This window comes from Psychroflexus sp. MES1-P1E (genome assembly GCF_002836055.1).
Taxonomy (GTDB): domain Bacteria; phylum Bacteroidota; class Bacteroidia; order Flavobacteriales; family Flavobacteriaceae; genus Psychroflexus.
Map to the genome: position 1 here is coordinate 21,350 of NZ_PJBS01000147.1, position 16,300 is coordinate 37,649.

17 protein-coding genes are annotated in these 16,300 nt (G+C 33.5%); 11 read left to right on the forward strand and 6 right to left on the reverse strand.

What is annotated here, in order from left to right; genetic code table 11:
• Positions 1–35: 35 nt before the first annotated feature.
• Positions 36–1,574, reverse strand: a complete 1,539-nt coding sequence (locus CXF67_RS04545) for a glycine--tRNA ligase (protein ID WP_102087658.1) — start codon at positions 1,572–1,574, stop codon at positions 36–38.
• A 142-nt stretch (positions 1,575–1,716) separates the two neighbouring features.
• On the opposite strand from CXF67_RS04545, the gene CXF67_RS04550 reads away from it, so the two are divergent.
• From CXF67_RS04550 to CXF67_RS04575, 6 genes are all read left to right on the forward strand, one after another.
• The gene (locus tag CXF67_RS04550) at positions 1,717–2,397 is read left to right on the forward strand and encodes a ComF family protein (protein ID WP_102087659.1); all 681 of its coding nucleotides are present in this window, start codon (positions 1,717–1,719) and stop codon (positions 2,395–2,397) included.
• A gap of 46 nt (positions 2,398–2,443) precedes the next feature.
• The gene (locus CXF67_RS04555) at positions 2,444–4,054 is read left to right on the forward strand and encodes an Ig-like domain-containing protein (RefSeq protein ID WP_102087660.1); all 1,611 of its coding nucleotides are present in this window, start codon (positions 2,444–2,446) and stop codon (positions 4,052–4,054) included.
• A 145-nt stretch (positions 4,055–4,199) separates the two neighbouring features.
• Entirely contained in the window at positions 4,200–4,355 is a 156-nt protein-coding gene (locus tag CXF67_RS18095; protein ID WP_180957897.1) for a carbohydrate-binding protein, read from the forward strand.
• Positions 4,356–4,718: 363 nt separating this feature from the next.
• Positions 4,719–6,353, forward strand: a complete 1,635-nt coding sequence (locus CXF67_RS04560; protein WP_102087661.1) for a tetratricopeptide repeat protein — start codon at positions 4,719–4,721, stop codon at positions 6,351–6,353.
• A 110-nt stretch (positions 6,354–6,463) separates the two neighbouring features.
• Positions 6,464–8,803, forward strand: a complete 2,340-nt coding sequence (locus tag CXF67_RS04565; protein ID WP_102087662.1) for a VPS10 domain-containing protein — start codon at positions 6,464–6,466, stop codon at positions 8,801–8,803.
• Positions 8,804–9,416: 613 nt separating this feature from the next.
• The gene (locus CXF67_RS04575; RefSeq protein WP_257984595.1) at positions 9,417–9,776 is read left to right on the forward strand and encodes a DUF4372 domain-containing protein; all 360 of its coding nucleotides are present in this window, start codon (positions 9,417–9,419) and stop codon (positions 9,774–9,776) included.
• 295 nt (positions 9,777–10,071) lie between these two features.
• Here the strand turns inward: CXF67_RS04575 and CXF67_RS17785 are convergent, their stop codons facing one another.
• A complete protein-coding gene (locus CXF67_RS17785; RefSeq protein WP_145990384.1) occupies positions 10,072–10,272 on the reverse strand; it encodes a hypothetical protein in 201 nt (66 codons plus the stop codon).
• Between the two features lie 163 nt (positions 10,273–10,435).
• Between CXF67_RS17785 and CXF67_RS04585 the strand changes: the two genes are divergently transcribed.
• The 3 genes from CXF67_RS04585 to CXF67_RS04595 all read left to right on the forward strand — a co-directional run bounded on the left by CXF67_RS04585 (position 10,436) and on the right by CXF67_RS04595 (position 12,585).
• Complete coding sequence (locus CXF67_RS04585; protein ID WP_102087664.1) at positions 10,436–10,690, forward strand: tyrosine-type recombinase/integrase; 255 nt, start codon at positions 10,436–10,438, stop codon at positions 10,688–10,690.
• A gap of 64 nt (positions 10,691–10,754) precedes the next feature.
• Complete coding sequence (locus CXF67_RS04590) at positions 10,755–11,819, forward strand: hypothetical protein (RefSeq protein ID WP_102087665.1); 1,065 nt, start codon at positions 10,755–10,757, stop codon at positions 11,817–11,819.
• Positions 11,820–11,991: 172 nt separating this feature from the next.
• The gene (locus CXF67_RS04595; RefSeq protein ID WP_102087666.1) at positions 11,992–12,585 is read left to right on the forward strand and encodes a YARHG domain-containing protein; all 594 of its coding nucleotides are present in this window, start codon (positions 11,992–11,994) and stop codon (positions 12,583–12,585) included.
• A gap of 36 nt (positions 12,586–12,621) precedes the next feature.
• On the opposite strand, the gene CXF67_RS04600 is transcribed toward CXF67_RS04595, so the two are convergent.
• The 4 genes from CXF67_RS04600 to CXF67_RS04615 all read right to left on the reverse strand — a co-directional run bounded on the left by CXF67_RS04600 (position 12,622) and on the right by CXF67_RS04615 (position 15,053).
• Positions 12,622–13,203, reverse strand: a complete 582-nt coding sequence (locus tag CXF67_RS04600; protein ID WP_102087667.1) for a TetR/AcrR family transcriptional regulator — start codon at positions 13,201–13,203, stop codon at positions 12,622–12,624.
• A 64-nt stretch (positions 13,204–13,267) separates the two neighbouring features.
• On the reverse strand, positions 13,268–13,807 hold the full coding sequence (locus CXF67_RS04605) for an NAD(P)H-dependent oxidoreductase (RefSeq protein WP_102087668.1): 540 nt from the start codon (positions 13,805–13,807) through the stop codon (positions 13,268–13,270).
• Positions 13,808–13,866: 59 nt separating this feature from the next.
• On the reverse strand, positions 13,867–14,262 hold the full coding sequence (locus tag CXF67_RS04610; protein WP_102087669.1) for a DoxX family membrane protein: 396 nt from the start codon (positions 14,260–14,262) through the stop codon (positions 13,867–13,869).
• A gap of 35 nt (positions 14,263–14,297) precedes the next feature.
• On the reverse strand, positions 14,298–15,053 hold the full coding sequence (locus tag CXF67_RS04615; RefSeq protein WP_102087670.1) for an SDR family NAD(P)-dependent oxidoreductase: 756 nt from the start codon (positions 15,051–15,053) through the stop codon (positions 14,298–14,300).
• A 273-nt stretch (positions 15,054–15,326) separates the two neighbouring features.
• Between CXF67_RS04615 and CXF67_RS04620 the strand changes: the two genes are divergently transcribed.
• Together CXF67_RS04620 and CXF67_RS04625 are read left to right on the forward strand one after the other, a co-directional pair.
• Positions 15,327–15,857, forward strand: coding sequence for a sigma-70 family RNA polymerase sigma factor (locus CXF67_RS04620; RefSeq protein ID WP_102087673.1), 531 nt, complete (start codon positions 15,327–15,329; stop codon positions 15,855–15,857).
• A gap of 62 nt (positions 15,858–15,919) precedes the next feature.
• Positions 15,920–16,300, forward strand: a 381-nt coding sequence (locus CXF67_RS04625; RefSeq protein ID WP_145990385.1) for a PhzF family phenazine biosynthesis protein, incomplete at its 3' end; no start/stop codon positions are given.

A 16,300-nucleotide genomic window follows, 5' to 3' on the forward strand; every position in this document is an offset into this window, starting at 1 on the left:
TAATAACCGGTTAATAAATGATTTAACTCAAAAATTTAAGACTCTAGCCACGTCTTAAAATCGATTTCTTTTTGTATAATAGCTTTTACTTCAGACATAGGAACACGCTGTTGCTCCATCGTATCTCGATGGCGAATAGTCACACAATGATCTTCTTTGGTCTCATGATCTACAGTGATACAAAACGGAGTTCCTGCTGCATCTTGTCTCCTGTAACGTCTCCCTACAGCATCCTTTTCATCATAAACAACATTGAAATCCCATTGCAACTCTTTAAGAAGTTCTTTTGCAATTTCTGGTAAGCCATCTTTCTTCAATAGTGGAAACACAGCCGCTTTTACGGGGGCAAGTATAGAAGGGAGCTTTAATACGGTTCTTGAACTACCGTCCTTAAGAGTTTCCTCCTGTAAAGCACTCGAAAAAACAGCTAGAAACATTCTATCTAAACCTATTGAGGTTTCAATGACATAAGGCACATAATTTTCACCAAGCTCTGGGTCATAAAATTGAAGTTTTTTTCCAGAAAGATTTTCATGCGCTTTAAGGTCAAAATCTGTTCTTGAGTGGATCCCTTCCAATTCCTTAAAGCCAAAAGGGAAATTGAATTCAATATCGGTAGCAGCATTGGCATAATGCGCCATCTTTTCGTGATCATGGAACCTGTAATTCTCTTCACCGAGATTTAAAGATTGGTGCCATTTTGTTCTTAACACTTTCCAGTGTTCAAACCATTTGAGTTCTTCTCCCGGGCGAACAAAATATTGCATTTCCATTTGTTCAAATTCCCGTTGGCGAAATATAAACTGTCTAGCGACGATCTCATTTCTAAAGGCTTTTCCAATTTGGGCAATCCCAAAAGGGATTTTTAGCCTCCCCGATTTTTGGACATTGGCAAAATTCACAAAAATTCCTTGGGCAGTCTCTGGCCTTAAATAGAGATCGGTTGCCGATTCTGCAGAAGCGCCCAACTTGGTGCCAAACATCAAGTTGAATTGCCTCACTTTGGTCCAGTCTCTTGATCCGCTCACCGGGCAGGCAATTTCCAGCTCTTCGATAAGGGCTTTGACATCTTCTAAATCTTCATTGGTTAATGAAGTCGCTAATCGCGTTAAGATTTCTTTGGATTGAGATCTGTACTTTACAACTCTAGGATGAGTATTTACAAATTCAGCTTCATCGAAAGCATCTCCAAAACGCTTTTTGGCTTTTGCAATTTCCTTTTGTGCCTTTTGTTCTATCTTTTCGACATAGTCTTCGACCAAAACATCTGCCCTGTATCTTTTTTTAGAATCTTTATTATCGATCATAGGATCATTAAAAGCATCTACGTGACCAGACGCTTTCCATGTGTTGGGGTGCATGAGGATTGCAGCATCTAAGCCGACTACCTCTTCATGAAGGTGGACCATACTTTTCCACCAATAAGCTTTAATGTTGTTTTTGAGTTCAACTCCATTTTGTCCATAATCATAAACAGCACTTAAGCCATCATAGATTTCACTGGAGGAAAATATATATCCATACTCCTTAGCATGGGATATTACGTGTTTGAATTTATCTTGCTCTTTTGCCATACCACAAAAGTAAAAAAACGCTTCTTGATAATGCGTTTTCGACTGTAAATTATTGACACTTTATATGTTGAGGTTCTCCCTTCTTCTATTTTTATTCTGAAATGATTTTTTCTTTAACTTTAATAAATTAATTTATCTACAGATGTTTAAGGACTTTAAAAACTTATTATTTCCCAAACTCTGTGCTTGCTGTGATCAAGTCTTACTGAAAGAAGAAGCATTTATATGTACATTTTGTAGGCATGAACTACCGCTTTACGCCAACTTTTTTGATGGCCATCACGATTTGCATAAGATCCTTTACGGCAGGGTTCAACTCGAACGAGCTGCAAGTCTGTTCTATTTTGAAAAAAAGGGACCTATCCAAGCTTTAATTCATGATTTAAAATACAGGGGCAATAAAGAACTGAGTTTTTACTTAGGCAGTTGGTTAGGAGAAATTTTGTTTGAAGCAGGTTGGAAAAGGAGTATTGATGTCGTTATTCCAGTTCCTCTTCATAGACAGCGGATGAGAGAAAGAGGCTATAACCAAGTAGAAGGTTTTGGAAAAGCTATTGCTGAAAAGCTTTCGGCGAAGTATATAAATACCATCTTAAAAAGACGATCCAATTCCAAAACTCAGGTATTCAAAAGCCGAACGGCGAGGTCTGACGTTATCGGCAATAATTTCTATGCAGAACATCTGCAAGAGCTCTCCGGTCAACATATACTACTTGTGGATGATTTGGTAACTACTGGAGCCACCTTAGAAGCCTGCTATTTAGCTTTGAATGAGGCTGAGCGTATAAAACTAAACATTGCAACGATGGCCATTACTAAATAATAAAATCTATATTTTATTGTTTCTTTGTATAAAATAATTCCCAAAAATGAGAGTTCACTTTTCACGACTAACAGTGTGTATTGTATTAGTTTCTATTTTTTCCTCTTGTGCCCAAAGAGGACGACCAGATGGTGGACCCAGAGACCTAGATCCCCCAAAATTTGTGAATTCTATCCCAGAAAATTATACGACCAATTATAAAAAAAATCAGGTTATTATCAACTTCGATGAATTTGTGAAATTGGAAGATGCTAGTCAGAAAATTTTCTTTTCACCTCCTATAGAACCCCGTCCTAGGATCTTTCCTATGGGACAGGCCAGTAGAAATGTAAGGCTGGATATTTCTAGAGATTCGCTAGAAGAAAACACCACCTACACTGTCAATTTTGGAAAAAGCATAGAAGATAATAACGAAGGCAATAAACTCCCTTATTTTAAATATGTGTTTTCCACAGGTAACTATGTGGACTCGCTTCAAGTAGAGGGCAATGTGTTTGATGCTTTCAGCAGAATATCTGATGAAAATATTTCTGTAATGCTTTATGCTTTAGATTCGAACTATACGGATTCTCTTGTTTATGAAGGCAAACCGAGATATATTTCTTTTGTTAGAGATTCGACCTCCTTGTTTAGTGTGGATAATATAAAGCCGGGGAATTATAAAATGGTGGCGATCTCCGATAAGAATAACAACTATAAATTTGATCCTGTTCAAGATAAAATAGGATTTGTAAGTGATACCGTTAAAATTCCTTCAGATCAACTCTACGATATTCTTGTCTTTAAAGAAGAGCTAGAGTTTGAAGCGGTAAGACCAAAGCAGGTCTCCAAGCAACAGTTTGAATTTGGTTTTAAGGGAACTCTTGAAGACTATAAGATCGATTTGATTTCTGAGGCGCCCGAAGATTTTAAGGCTATGTACTTTAGGGATAAAGAAACCGATACCGTTCATTATTGGTATAAACCCTATCTGGAAAAGGACAGCTTGTTGTTTACCTTTAGGAATCAAGGCCGTATAGATACGTTGGAACTCAGGCCAAAGCAAATTGAAGAAGACTCTTTAAAAATTTCAGAAGTAACTATTAAAAAGAACAAATTGCTAGCCGATTTTAAACTCAAAGCAAACACCCCGATAGTTGGCTTCGAAAAAGACTCCATTAGCTTCATCAATCAAGACTCCTTAGCTATCGATTTCGAGTTAACTTTAGATACGTTGTATAACCAACTGACTTTCAAATTTGAAAAAGAAGAGAAAAAATCTTATAAAATAGACCTGTTACCAGGCGCTATTACTGATTTTTTTGAGACTCAAAATGATAGCTTAAGCTATAGATACAGCACAAAGGCATTGGCAGACTTTGGAAATCTCAATCTCACCATCACCAATATTGAAGAATTTCCCATTATTGTTGAATTGGTGAATGAGAAAGGGGACGTTGAATCTACAGTATACGAAACCGAAAAATCCACGGTTAATTTCAAATTGATTACGCCGGGGTCTTACTTCATAAGACTGGTATATGATAAAAACGCCAATGGGAAATGGGATACAGGAAACTTTCTGAAAAGGGTAAACCCCGAACCTGTCCTCTACGAAGCACAGCCAGTTGAAATTCGCGCCAATTGGGATGTGCAGTTAAGTATTACTCTATATTAGAATAGTCATGTCCAATTAGACCTTGAATCCAGCTTATTAAAAAGATAACACTAATTATATTAACTCTAATATCATTCTTGATTCAATCAAATAACATTTATTCAAATTATGCTCAAGACGATATAGATCTTATTTGCTATGCAAAATGGCATATCGAATAAATAATGGTGTCTGGATAGAAAATCCGTCTACCCCTAAAATGAAAGAAAATAGTTTGATTATTTATTATTCTGATGGTAGAAGAGAGCAGAAGGAATGGATGGAAAGGATGCATCAAATAGTGGGAAATGGGAATATTTAAAAGAAATAAAGTGTATTAAAGTAACAGATAAAGCTAATATTTAAAAAATAATATCGATCAGTGACTCTAATTTAGTTGTTTCAACGACTCAACATAAACAAGAAATCATAATAGGGTTAGAGTTTATCAAAAGATAAAAAAAGAGTATAACATCTTTTAAAATTAATTTAAATCACTATTTTTTTATTCCCTCCAACACTAATTCGACTTACCATGCGCAAAACATGTTATGTACATTCTTAAAAACCTTGACAATGTTAATGGCAATCTAAATTTCGGGATATATTTATAGTTATTAACTTCGCAAAAGTAGAAATTTGTGAAATTTTATCTGTTTTTAAGCTTTAAAAAAAATTCCATTAAATGATAATATTAGCACGTATCCCGGTGTTGCCTATAATACTGTTGTTTTCAATCAATGTTTTTACACAAGTTAAAACACCTATTCAAGTAGACTTCCTGATTGGAGAAGGAATTGAGTTGATGTTTCAAACGCAACATGCTCAATCTTTAGAACTACTCACAGAAGCTCAAAATACAGCTAAAAAAAATCAATTGTATGACCAATTTTTTAGAGCCACTTTGAATATTGGCTCTAACTATTACATGCTTTCAGATTACGGTGAAGCCCTTCAATATTATTTACAAGCCTACGAAATAGCCATAGAACATTTGGGTTCTCGTCAAGAAATGGCAGTACTGAACAACGTGGGCGCTCTTTATCTTCATGAACAAGAGCTATCTCAAGCAAAAAAGTACTTTTTAAAAGCTTATAAAAAGGCAAAGCAAATTAAAGATGATGACAAAGTAGGATATTATGGGGTAAACTTGGCATTAGTCTCTAATAAAAGGAAAGAGGCAGATTCAGCTCACTTTTATATACAAGAAGCTTTGCCATTATTAAGAGACATACCCAATATATTGCTAGTAGGTAAAATGGCACAGGCTGAAATGTTTCTTTTAAAAAAACAATACACTAAATCTGAAGAAATAGCATTAAGCTTGTTGCCAGACCTTAAAGACATATCACAAATTGAAAATAAAGTATTCATTTTATTGGTGTTAGCCCAAATTAGCGAGGGCCGAAATAAAATAGACAAGGCCTTATATTACGCTACACAGGCCAAAAATGCTAAAGAAGGGTTTGAAAACCGTACCGAGATTTACGATTATCTTTCAGAATTATACGGAAAAACAGGAGATTTTGAAAAGGCAATAGCTTATAAAGATTCTGTAATTGTTGCAACAGACTCCCTAAATACAATAAGAAACCGTAAGTTATTTGAAAATGAAAAGGTAAAATTTCAATTTCAAAATTACCAGCATGAACTTTCTGAAAGCAAAGAAGTGCTAAAACAAGAGCGGCGTTTTTTTTATAGTATAATAAGTATAGCTCTTTTAGGCATAGTATTTATATTTTGGGTATTTAGAAGTAATTCAATAAAACACAAACAGCGGAAAAAAATTGTAGAATTGGAATTAGTAAAAGAAAAAGGCGACCATTTACTAATAGAAAAACAATTACGAGAACGAGAAGCACTAGCTTTATTAGAGCAAGAACGGCTTAAAAACGAATTAGAATTAAAAAATAGAAAGCTCATTGCAAAAGCACTGTACTTATCCAGTAAAAACGACTTAATAGAAGAAGTGATACAATCGATATCGCTACATACTGAAATATCCACCAACCATAGCTTAAAAAAACAAATTATGGAACTTAAAAAGCACCTTAAAAATGACACGCAATGGGATAGTTTTTTTACCCACTTCGAAGAAATCAACCAAGGTTTTCTGGACAGACTTAAAAGTAAACATTCAAAACTCACTTCAAATGACATCCGTTTTATAACATATTTGTATATGAATTTAAGCAATAAAGAGATTGCATCGCTATTAAATATCACACCTCAATCATGTAGAAAACGAAAAGAACGAATTTCTAATAAGTTAGAGCTTCCATCTGGAATCATGCTTCACGATTATTTATCAAGGATTTAGCCTACGTGTCACGTTTATAATTGAGAAATGTCACGAAATGTCCCACCCTATTTTTACTAGAAAACGGTATTTGTATCTAAATTTGCCGATAAATCTATAATACATATTAAATGAAAAGAACAGCTACTATATTAATGATTCTATTTTGCATCTTAGTATTTCAAAACGTTTTTGCTCAAGTAGAGTTTGAAGGCAACACCAGCTTTGGACAATTATTTGATGTAACCTATAGCGAAACACAGCAGGATATTATTTATGCTCGTACAGTTACCAACCATATCGTTACATCTACTGATGGCGGTGCTACCTGGGGAATTTTATATTCTCAACCTTTTGATGATACGTATTCTAGAATAAAGGATCTTAAGCTTATGAATAACGGATCTACTCTAAGTTTTATTATTCATGCGGAAGGCACAGTCTTCAACGCTATTGCGTTGTACGACATTGATACAGCAACCATTACGCGAACCTATTCGACACCAAATTCAACTGAGGTGGACATAATAATCCAATCATATGACATTCTAGATTCTAACAACGATATCGCAATAATGCATACGACCTTTATTAATACAGGAGAATTTACCACTGAAGTATTTTACACCTTTGATGGAGGGAAACGATGGGGATCTATCTATTTAAATACTGATCATGATAATGTACATCTTAATAATGTGGCTATTTCACCAACAAACGGCGACAAATTATTCTTGATGCGTGCTATAGGTCCAAGTAGTGTGTTTGGAGGTTTGTTTTTTTCTACCGATGGTGGCCAAACATGGGAACAAAAAATACCCGGAAACGTTTATAGGTCAATTGCTTTCAACCCAAGTAACGCAGATGACATTTTGTTAGGAACAGGGCGTGGTTTTTTTGCTACCCATGTAGAAAATTTATATCGTTCATTAGATGGAGGTGACAGTTGGAATATTGTGCCCATTACCTGGACATCACTATCTTCAAATAGTATTGATGCCATTGAATTTAATCCTACAAACACAAATGAAATTATTCTGTTGGAAGAAAACGAAATCGTGATTTCTTCAGATAACGGCGCTACATGGCAAAACTATGTTAGGACTGCAATTGATACAGAAGACTATTATAATGGCTTGACAGCTTCCTATAACCCGTTTGAGCTTGATAAAATAATAATTAGTACAAACTTTTATCCATTTTTATTAGAAAATGGAGGAGCTACAATAACAAAGTTAGAAAATCCTTTTATTAACACTACAGGCACAATTGCCTCATTCACTTCAGATACTGAAAACCACATATATTACGGTTTACGTTCAGGCTACATTCATAAAAACCTACAAACAAATACGGAAGAAGAATACGGCTTACGATCATTAAATCAAAACTCTGGTTCTCCTGCAAAAGTATTTGCAGATCCTGTAGTAGTCGGACGTGTTTTTACTGATGGTAGTTCCTTTCCTAATTCTTATATACTTGTAAGTAACGATCATGGAGCTAATGTAAGTTTAGCGAAATCAGCCCCGTTTATTTTGAATCTTACTGATGTGTCTACACCAGTTACAAACCCGAATATCAGCTGGGTGTCGGCAGGGTTAGATCTATTCAAAATAGATCTTACTGACATGGAAAATATAGTCGATACTTATGTCCCTGTACCACTAGGGGGCGAGTTAGTTAATGCGGTGCAGGTGGACAGTGAGGAAGCTACAAATGTCTATATTGCACAGAGTGCGAATTTTTATAAATCATCGGATGAAGGTGCCACTTGGGAAATTTCTACCATTGGTTTAGAAGATTTAGATTCTAGGAATGATAGAATATTAAATATTGAACAAAACCCATTAAATCCCAATCAATTAATGATAGCCACCACAAATGGTATCTATTTATCCGAAAACAAGGGTGACACGTGGAATTTCATTTCTTCTGAATTTACAAACAATATTGCTTTTTCAACAATCAATCAAGATTATATCGTAGCCACCACACATTATTCTGATGGATTTGATATTCCGTTACCAGTAGGAAGACCAAAAATCATCTTCAGTAGTGATATGGGAGCAACTTGGGAAGAAATATCGACAGAAATGTTAGATCATCCTTTTACCGAAACATCGACTTTTAGTTTTTCTGATCAAGAAGTAAATGTATACTTTGGTGTACAAGATTTAGGACCCATAAAATACAATATTAGCTTTACTACACTGTCAGTAGTAGATCCTGATTTACTTGAAAACAATACGGTTGATTTGTTCCCTAACCCAACTAAAGATAGTTTTTCAGTAAGAAGTCGCAACAGCATAGAGGAAATAAGTATTTACAATATGAATGGACAACAGATTAGAGAAGTTCGTTACACCACCAACCAAGAAATCAATATAAGCGATTTAGCAAATGGAATTTACATCGTAAAAGTAAAAACATCAGAGGCCATTCTGTTTAAACGAATGATAAAAGCAAATTAAGGCAAAAGAACAATTAATTAATAGCAGATTATGTTTTCTATTTTAAAAGGCAAATAAATGGTGAAATAGTTGTTCTAAAATTGGCAAACAAACGGTATATAGGCAAGAGTAACTTAAAACGCCGTTGCCATTGTCGGAATAAATTATGAGAGATTAAAATTTTCCTTTAAGTTTTAAACGTTTAAAAACGAAACATAACGAAATTATGTGTTTAGCTGGGCAAGTTTGTGAAATTTGTTACATTATAGAAAAAGGTTGTTATAAGACAATATTTACTCAAATAACACTTCTCACCTTTGTTCTTTCAACAATACAAATCAAAGTTTAAAAAAATGAAAAGAGCAAAAAAGATTAGCACAACGTTGTTTTTACTGTTATTTACATGTGTAATGGTGAATGCACAGGAGAAGACAACCAACAAGGCCTATATTTCATTCTATTCAGAGCTTGATGCAATAAAATCGGAGAATTTTAATGTGACAAGTCGACTGAACATGGATACTGGTACAATTATATATTAAGTACCAATAGCGTCCTAAACGTTTAAAAAAGAGAAGGAAATTTTTGTTCCTCAAAGTTTACCTTTGAGGTGCACCACAAAAACCCTTCTCTGATGATAAATATAACGTTGTTTTCTCAAATAATCTCAAAATTAGATATATCAAAATTTAAAAAACTGGTCAAGTCGCACCAAAGTGACAAGCATCAAAAAGGGTTTGACAGTTGGTCGCACCTAGTCTCAATGCTATTCTGCCAGTTTGCCAAAAGTCAATCCCTGCGGGACATAAGCAACGGCCTGCGCTCTGCAACCGGTAATCTCAACCATTTAGGGATGCTTAAAGCCCCCTCAAAATCCACGGTCGGTTATCAAAACAAAAATAGAAGCTGGGAGCTTTTCAGGGATTATTATTACGTCCTGTTGGAAAGTCTGGGACAGCAGGCCCATATGAAGCGGACGTTGAATCTACAGTAAACGAAACCGAAAAATCCACAGTTAATTTCAAATTGATTACGCCGGGGTCTTACTTTATAAGATTGGTATATGATAAAAACGCCAATGGGAAATGGGATACAGGAAACTTTCTGAAGAGGGTAAATCCCGAACCTGTCCTCTACGAAGCACAGCCAGTTGAAATTCGCGCCAATTGGGATGTGCAGTTAAGTATTACTCTATATTAGAATAGTCATGTCCAATTAGACTATAAAATGGCTGTATTACAATACATAAGACTTGATGTGTGATTTGTCCATTTTAAGCGCCAATTGGATTATAGGGGATAGGTGAAGGACAAATTGGTATTACTCACGAGTTCAAGTGGTAGGGCATAATTCCGTTTTAAAACTCCATTGATTTCTACTGTTTCTTTTTGCAGATGCTTGTGATAGTGGTTTTTACAATAAATAGGACACATGACCTTATCCGATTTGCCGATGGTTGTTTTCTCACCTATGTTGTATTTATTTTTCACAACTTCTCCATTAGGACATAACTTTAGGCTATCCGTTCTTAACGGTTAAGTACCTTTAAATATTTAAAAAAGTAGTTTTATAAGTTCTGTTTTAACTAATTTAGGTAATCAAGGTATGACTTATTTATGACTAAAAAAAACGAAAGCAGCTAAAGATCAAAGTATGTATAGAAAAGCAGTGAAAGACACTAATAGTAAGCTTTTGAGTATCCCATACACTTTACGTCATAGTTTTGCCACACACCTTATGGAACGGGGGACAAGTTTAAGACATATCCAAGCCGCTTTAGGTCATAATAGCTCAAAAACGACGGAGATTTATACCAGAGTTTTAGCGATGAATAGCAAAACAATAAAAAGTCCATTGGATACTATGTATGAAAGTGTTAGTTTAGATGGAAATAAAACAACGTTCTAAATAGATATATACCCTATACTGAAGATTTGAATAGGGTTTATACGGATGTTAGCCCTAATTATTTATGAAGATATCCGAACTATATAGAGACCCTTTTTTCACTTTACCCAAACAGCCAAAAGCAAACGAAAACTTTGAGGAATTTGTAAAAAATGAACTTGAGTCTTTCAAGTCAAAAATCAAACAAATAAAAAGTCTTGAGGAGCTACCCTTTGATCTTAGTCAAATTAACAATAGACAGGTACATTTAATCAAAAATATAAATGAAGCTATTTACAATTACCTGAATGGTAAACCTGCTGAGGCATTTAATAAGTTAAAAGAAGGGTTACAAGGCTCTGAAAAAAACTTTAGACGATTATTAAATATCAGAGAGTTTAAAAGAGAAACAGACTTTTATAGACTACGTTACAATGAGAGCAATAAAGTTTATTCAAAGCAGAATTTCTTTCACATTCCATTTGAACTGAGAGGAAAAGTAAAAACACAAAGGTTCAGTATTCCAGGCTTTCCTTCTTTGTATTTAGGTAACTCAGTTTATGTGTGTTGGGAGGAACTCAATCGACCCAACATTAGTCATTTTCAAGGTGTAAGATTAAGCAATATTGAAACGGTTAATGTGATTGACCTTTCCCCGCCTAAAGAACTTGAACTAGAGTCTTTTTATAATTATCTAATGGTTTGGCCTCTGATATTTGCATCTTCTATAAAAGTAAGTAATCCAAATGATGACTTTAAACCTGAGTACATTATTCCTCAATTACTTTTACAATATGTTAGGGAAGACTCAAGCATAGATGGAATTTCTTATCAAACAACTCATATTAATTTCAATGAAAGTCTTTCAGAAGGAGAGTTTCTAAATCTCGTTTTACCTGTAAAAACAAACTCAATTAAAGGATTATGCAAAAGTTTAACGGAAATGTTTCTGATTACAGAAGCAAATTCTTATCAATTGCATAATATCGCAACTGAAGGAGCACCATTTTACACATCTAAAGAAGACGGAATGCAGACTAATGTCAATAAAATTGAACTAGTAAAAGGAAGAGCCACTGGATATAAAATATCTTCACTTTGTGAACTTGAAGGTACATTGCAAAAAATGGACTTATTAAAAATAAACTAGGGCTAACAAAAAATAAACCCAAGCTAACGCCAGTGTTTATTTAAACGTTAACTGCAATGACACGATATCTATTATTAAAAATATTAACCCTACAAAGCCTTTTTTGTTTTGGTCAGTATTATGGTGACGAGGAAGTGCATCGTGAGGATTTGTCTGGACTGAAGACTTAATTTTGAATTATTCAGGCAACTATATTTTTGGGTTTTCAGAGGGTGAGTCTGAATTAATGCTAGTGATTGCTGATTCAATTGTAGTTGCACAGGTGCACACATTTTACTGGCAAGGAGAAATACTAAAAGACTCTATTTTTAATTTTAACAATGCTAAAATTGAGGGATCGAACTTTTATTGTGATGAAACCTCAGGTTCATTCTCAAGCTACAATAGACCAAGCGAGTTTCATAATGGACTTTTAATTTTAAATCCTTGGACTTACGAATTTTGTTCTGGCGGTGAGTATGGCAGCTACATAGATGAATTATATGTTAATGGCGATTATCCTGAAGTATCATTAACAGTCATCAGAGAACAGGAACTTCAAAAACTAGCTTCAAAAGAACTGAAATTAATGCGGAATGAAATTTTTGCTCGGTACGGATATATGTTCAGAGAAGGTGGAGAAATGGAAGCACACTTTTCAAGCAAAAAATGGTATGAACCAAAATGCAAAAATGTTGATTCGTTTCTTACGGTTATTGAATTGTTAAATATTGAACTGATTAAAAAAGTAGAAAAAAAGCAGTTAACACCAAATAAAACCCATTGAAAACGGTTTTTATTTAAACGTTAGTAACAAGCAGAGCTAATCCAATAACATCAAAATCTCATCAACCGAATTCATTAATTCTTTTGGGTTTTTTTCTACTTTGGCTACTACTTTAAGTCCTGAATAAAAAGTATAAAATAAACAGGAAATAGTTTTAATATTTTTACCTTTTGCTATCTCACCGTTTTGCTGTCCTTTCAGTAAAAAAGAATAAAAAATTCCTTCAAATAGCTTTTTATTATCTTGGATAAGGTTTAGCAAACTATCCTCTCCCGGAATTAATTCTGTAGTTGTATTTACTACAAAACATCCTTTTAAATCGATGTCAGCAACAGATTCATCAATACCCATTTCAAATAATTTTCTAAAACCTTTTTTCACCTCATTTTGACTTTTAAAAAAGGCAGTAATACCATTAGAATTATTGGATCGATAGAATTCGAATGCTTTATCAAACAATTCTTTTTTACCACCATAAGTATCGTAAAGGCTCCCTCTATTAATCCCTAAAAAACTCACTAAATCTTGTATAGAAGTAGCGTGATAGCCCTTTTTCCAAAACAATTCTGTGGCTTTGCTAAGCACTTCATTTTCATCAAAAAGTTTTACTCTTGGCATAATTAATCGTTTTAAGAGAACAAAGGTAGGCTAATTAGAATAAGCGTTCCAGTATTCCTTCATTTTATCTATTCACAATTTCAATTAGTTTTAATGCGTGTTGTTTCGCATTATTTTCCAAATTCAGTTTTCCCGTTTCATCTTTAAACATTGCACTATGTAAAACAACAGGCTCTAAAACAATCATTTCTAAAGAATCTCCCAATTTCAATAAAGGCAATAACAATTCTTTCATTTTAAATTTGTTATACCCATTTTCTTGATACGAATCTTCAGGACCTCCAGTCGTTGTTGACAGTATAAATGTTTTCCCTTTTAAACCACCTTTATTTGGACCATAAACCAATGAAGTAGTAATGCTATCAATCCACATTTTTAATATTGCAGGTACTCCATACCAATGAAACGGAAATTGTAGCACAATTACATCTGAATCTAAAAGGTTCTTAATTTCTTTATCCGAATCAACTTTATAATCAGAATAATTATTCATTAGATTGCTAATTGTGAAATTATTTTCTTTCTCTAAAACATTAAGTATTGTTCTATTGGCAATCGAATCAACTATATTTGGATGTCCAGATATTATCTTTATTTTTTTCATTTTATTATTTATTTAAATACTGATGCTTCCCATTACAGGAAACATCAGTAGATTTTAATTTAGTTGAATTGAGGTGCTAACTTTGGCGTAAATACAGGCTTATAGTAATCCCAGTATTTAACAATTAGGAAAATATGTAAGCCTAAAATTATTATCGCTAAAGGTAAATTCGCTAACAATACAAATGCATGAAACAAAAATATATGTAGTGAAATTGGTGCTAAAACCGCCAATGCTAACGGTACAAACCTGCCACTTATTAAGGCTATTCCAATGAGGACTTCAAGCCCTCTTAATAATGGCCAAAAATAACCAACTTTAGTCAACCCCATCATAAAATCTAAGGCCACTCCATCCATTGGGGGATGTGGAATAACTGGAAAGAAATGATTTAATCCAAAAATAAGGAAGGGTAATCCTAAAAGTACGCGTGTAATAATTATTGCTTTTTTCATCTTGTTTTTTTTAAATTTATTATAAGTGTTGTTGTTTATCCTAAAAGTGGGTTAATGTTAATTCCTCCATCAATATTATATTCACTACCCGTGATAAATGATGCTTCACCAGAAGCTAAGAAAGAAACCAAATTGGCAATATCTTCTGGCTGACCAAATCGTTTTAATGGAATACGATTTTGCATTGCTGCTGCAAATCCATTTAACTGTTCTTCTTCCATTCCTGTTTTTTCATATATTGGTGTAGATATAGGTCCTGGGTTAATAACATTTACGCGTATATTTCTGGGTGCCAACTCCGTTGCTGCAGTTCTTGTGAAAGAGATCATTGCTGCTTTAGAAGCTGCATAAACTGCTGTATTCGCCATACCAGTATATGCAATTATAGAACCTAGATTAATTATTGATGCACCATCATTTAGAATGGGTAGAAACTTTTCGACTGTGAATAATGCCCCTTTAAAATTAATCCCCATTTGATGATCAAACATTTCTTCAGAAATTTGACCCACTGGTGCAGGTTGAAAAATTCCAGCATTTGCAAACAATATATCGACATTACCAAACTCAGTAGTTACTTGTTCTACCAATTTATCAATGGCAGATAAATCTTTTACGTCTGCTACAATACCTTTAACACCCAATTCTTCAGAAGCCGTTTTTACCTTTTCTTCTGATCGACCTGTAATAATTACAGTGGCACCATTTTCTTTCAATTCTTTAGCTGACGCATAACCAATACCACTATTGCCTCCAGTAACAATAGCAATTTTTCCTTTTAATTCTCTCATCTTTTTTATTTTCAAATTTAATTATATATTTATAGAACGTTCGTTCCAAATGCAAATATATACAAACTGGAACGAACATTCCAAAAAAAAACAAATAAAAATTTATAAAGAATGCAAATTGCTAACACTGTATAAAAACAATAGCGGTTTCAATCTTAGATTGAAAGAAAGTATATTTGTATCAAGTTTGGTGATAGATTGAAAGACACATGCCTTTTAATCCGCTACTAATCATACACAACACGTTATGTGCAAGCTGAAAAAACCAAAATTGTGAAAACTGAAATTAATACTATTTGGATTGACTTAAATGAAGAAATTTATAAGTTCATTTTGGGAAAAATAAAAGATGAACAAACGGCAAAAGATATTCATCAAGAGGTTTTTTTAAAAATTCAAACTAAAATTCATCAATTAAAACATACTTCTAAACTTACATCTTGGGTTTATCAAATTACAAGAAATAGTATTGTTGATTATTTTAGAAAAGTGAAAAATAACAATATATCAATAAATGACTTAGATATTCCAGAAATAGACACTAATAATTTTGATTATTCAAATTTAACAAACTGTATCAATCAAAAAATAGAAAACCTTTCTTCCCAACATAAAGAAGCAATTATTTTAACTTCATTTAAAAACTATTCACAAAAAGAGTTAGCAGAACATTTAAAAATCTCTTATTCGGGGACGAAATCAAGAGTTCAAAAAGCTAAAGAAATTTTAAAAGAAAACATTTTAGATTGCCCAAATATAGAATCCGATAGTACAGGTAAACTAATAGATTTTGAAAATAATTAAAATTTACTACGTCTTTTTCTAACTGATAGCGTCCATCTTATATAACATATAAAAAAATAAAAATGGACAGTTCAAAAAAACTAATTAACGTACAAATTCTTAATGCTTTTGCAGAAAACGGTAAAGGTGGTAATCCAGCAGGTGTAGTTTTAAATGCAGATGAATTCTCTGAAAAAAATAAACTTGAAATTTCTAAAAAAGTAGGTTTATCAGAAACTGCTTTTGTTTCAAAATCTAAAATGGAAGATTTTAAATTAGATTTCTTCACTCCAAATAAGCAAATAGCACATTGTGGACACGCTACTGTAGCTACATTTTCTTATTTAAAACAAATAGGCGCTCTAAAAAATGATAGTTCTTCAAAAGAAACCATAGATGGGAAACGAAAAATAGAAATAATTGGAGATTTAGCATTTATGGAACAATTGGCTCCAAAATATACT

Excerpts from the sequence above, each read along its gene's own strand:
- CXF67_RS04615 (WP_102087670.1), bottom strand. The coding sequence starts at position 15,053 with ATGAGAGAATTAAAAGGAAAAATTGCTATTGTTACTGGAGGCAATAGT.
- CXF67_RS04600 (WP_102087667.1), bottom strand. The coding sequence starts at position 13,203 with ATGCCAAGAGTAAAACTTTTTGATGAAAATGAAGTGCTTAGCAAAGCC.
- CXF67_RS04545 (WP_102087658.1), bottom strand. The coding sequence starts at position 1,574 with ATGGCAAAAGAGCAAGATAAATTCAAACACGTAATATCCCATGCTAAG.
- CXF67_RS04565 (WP_102087662.1), top strand. The coding sequence starts at position 6,464 with ATGAAAAGAACAGCTACTATATTAATGATTCTATTTTGCATCTTAGTA.
- CXF67_RS04575 (WP_257984595.1), top strand. The coding sequence starts at position 9,417 with ATGATAAATATAACGTTGTTTTCTCAAATAATCTCAAAATTAGATATA.
- CXF67_RS04560 (WP_102087661.1), top strand. The coding sequence starts at position 4,719 with ATGATAATATTAGCACGTATCCCGGTGTTGCCTATAATACTGTTGTTT.
- CXF67_RS04590 (WP_102087665.1), top strand. The coding sequence starts at position 10,755 with ATGAAGATATCCGAACTATATAGAGACCCTTTTTTCACTTTACCCAAA.
- CXF67_RS04605 (WP_102087668.1), bottom strand. The coding sequence starts at position 13,807 with ATGAAAAAAATAAAGATAATATCTGGACATCCAAATATAGTTGATTCG.
- CXF67_RS04610 (WP_102087669.1), bottom strand. The coding sequence starts at position 14,262 with ATGAAAAAAGCAATAATTATTACACGCGTACTTTTAGGATTACCCTTC.
- CXF67_RS18095 (WP_180957897.1), top strand. The coding sequence starts at position 4,200 with ATGGCATATCGAATAAATAATGGTGTCTGGATAGAAAATCCGTCTACC.
- CXF67_RS04585 (WP_102087664.1), top strand. The coding sequence starts at position 10,436 with ATGTATAGAAAAGCAGTGAAAGACACTAATAGTAAGCTTTTGAGTATC.
- CXF67_RS04550 (WP_102087659.1), top strand. The coding sequence starts at position 1,717 with ATGTTTAAGGACTTTAAAAACTTATTATTTCCCAAACTCTGTGCTTGC.
- CXF67_RS04555 (WP_102087660.1), top strand. The coding sequence starts at position 2,444 with ATGAGAGTTCACTTTTCACGACTAACAGTGTGTATTGTATTAGTTTCT.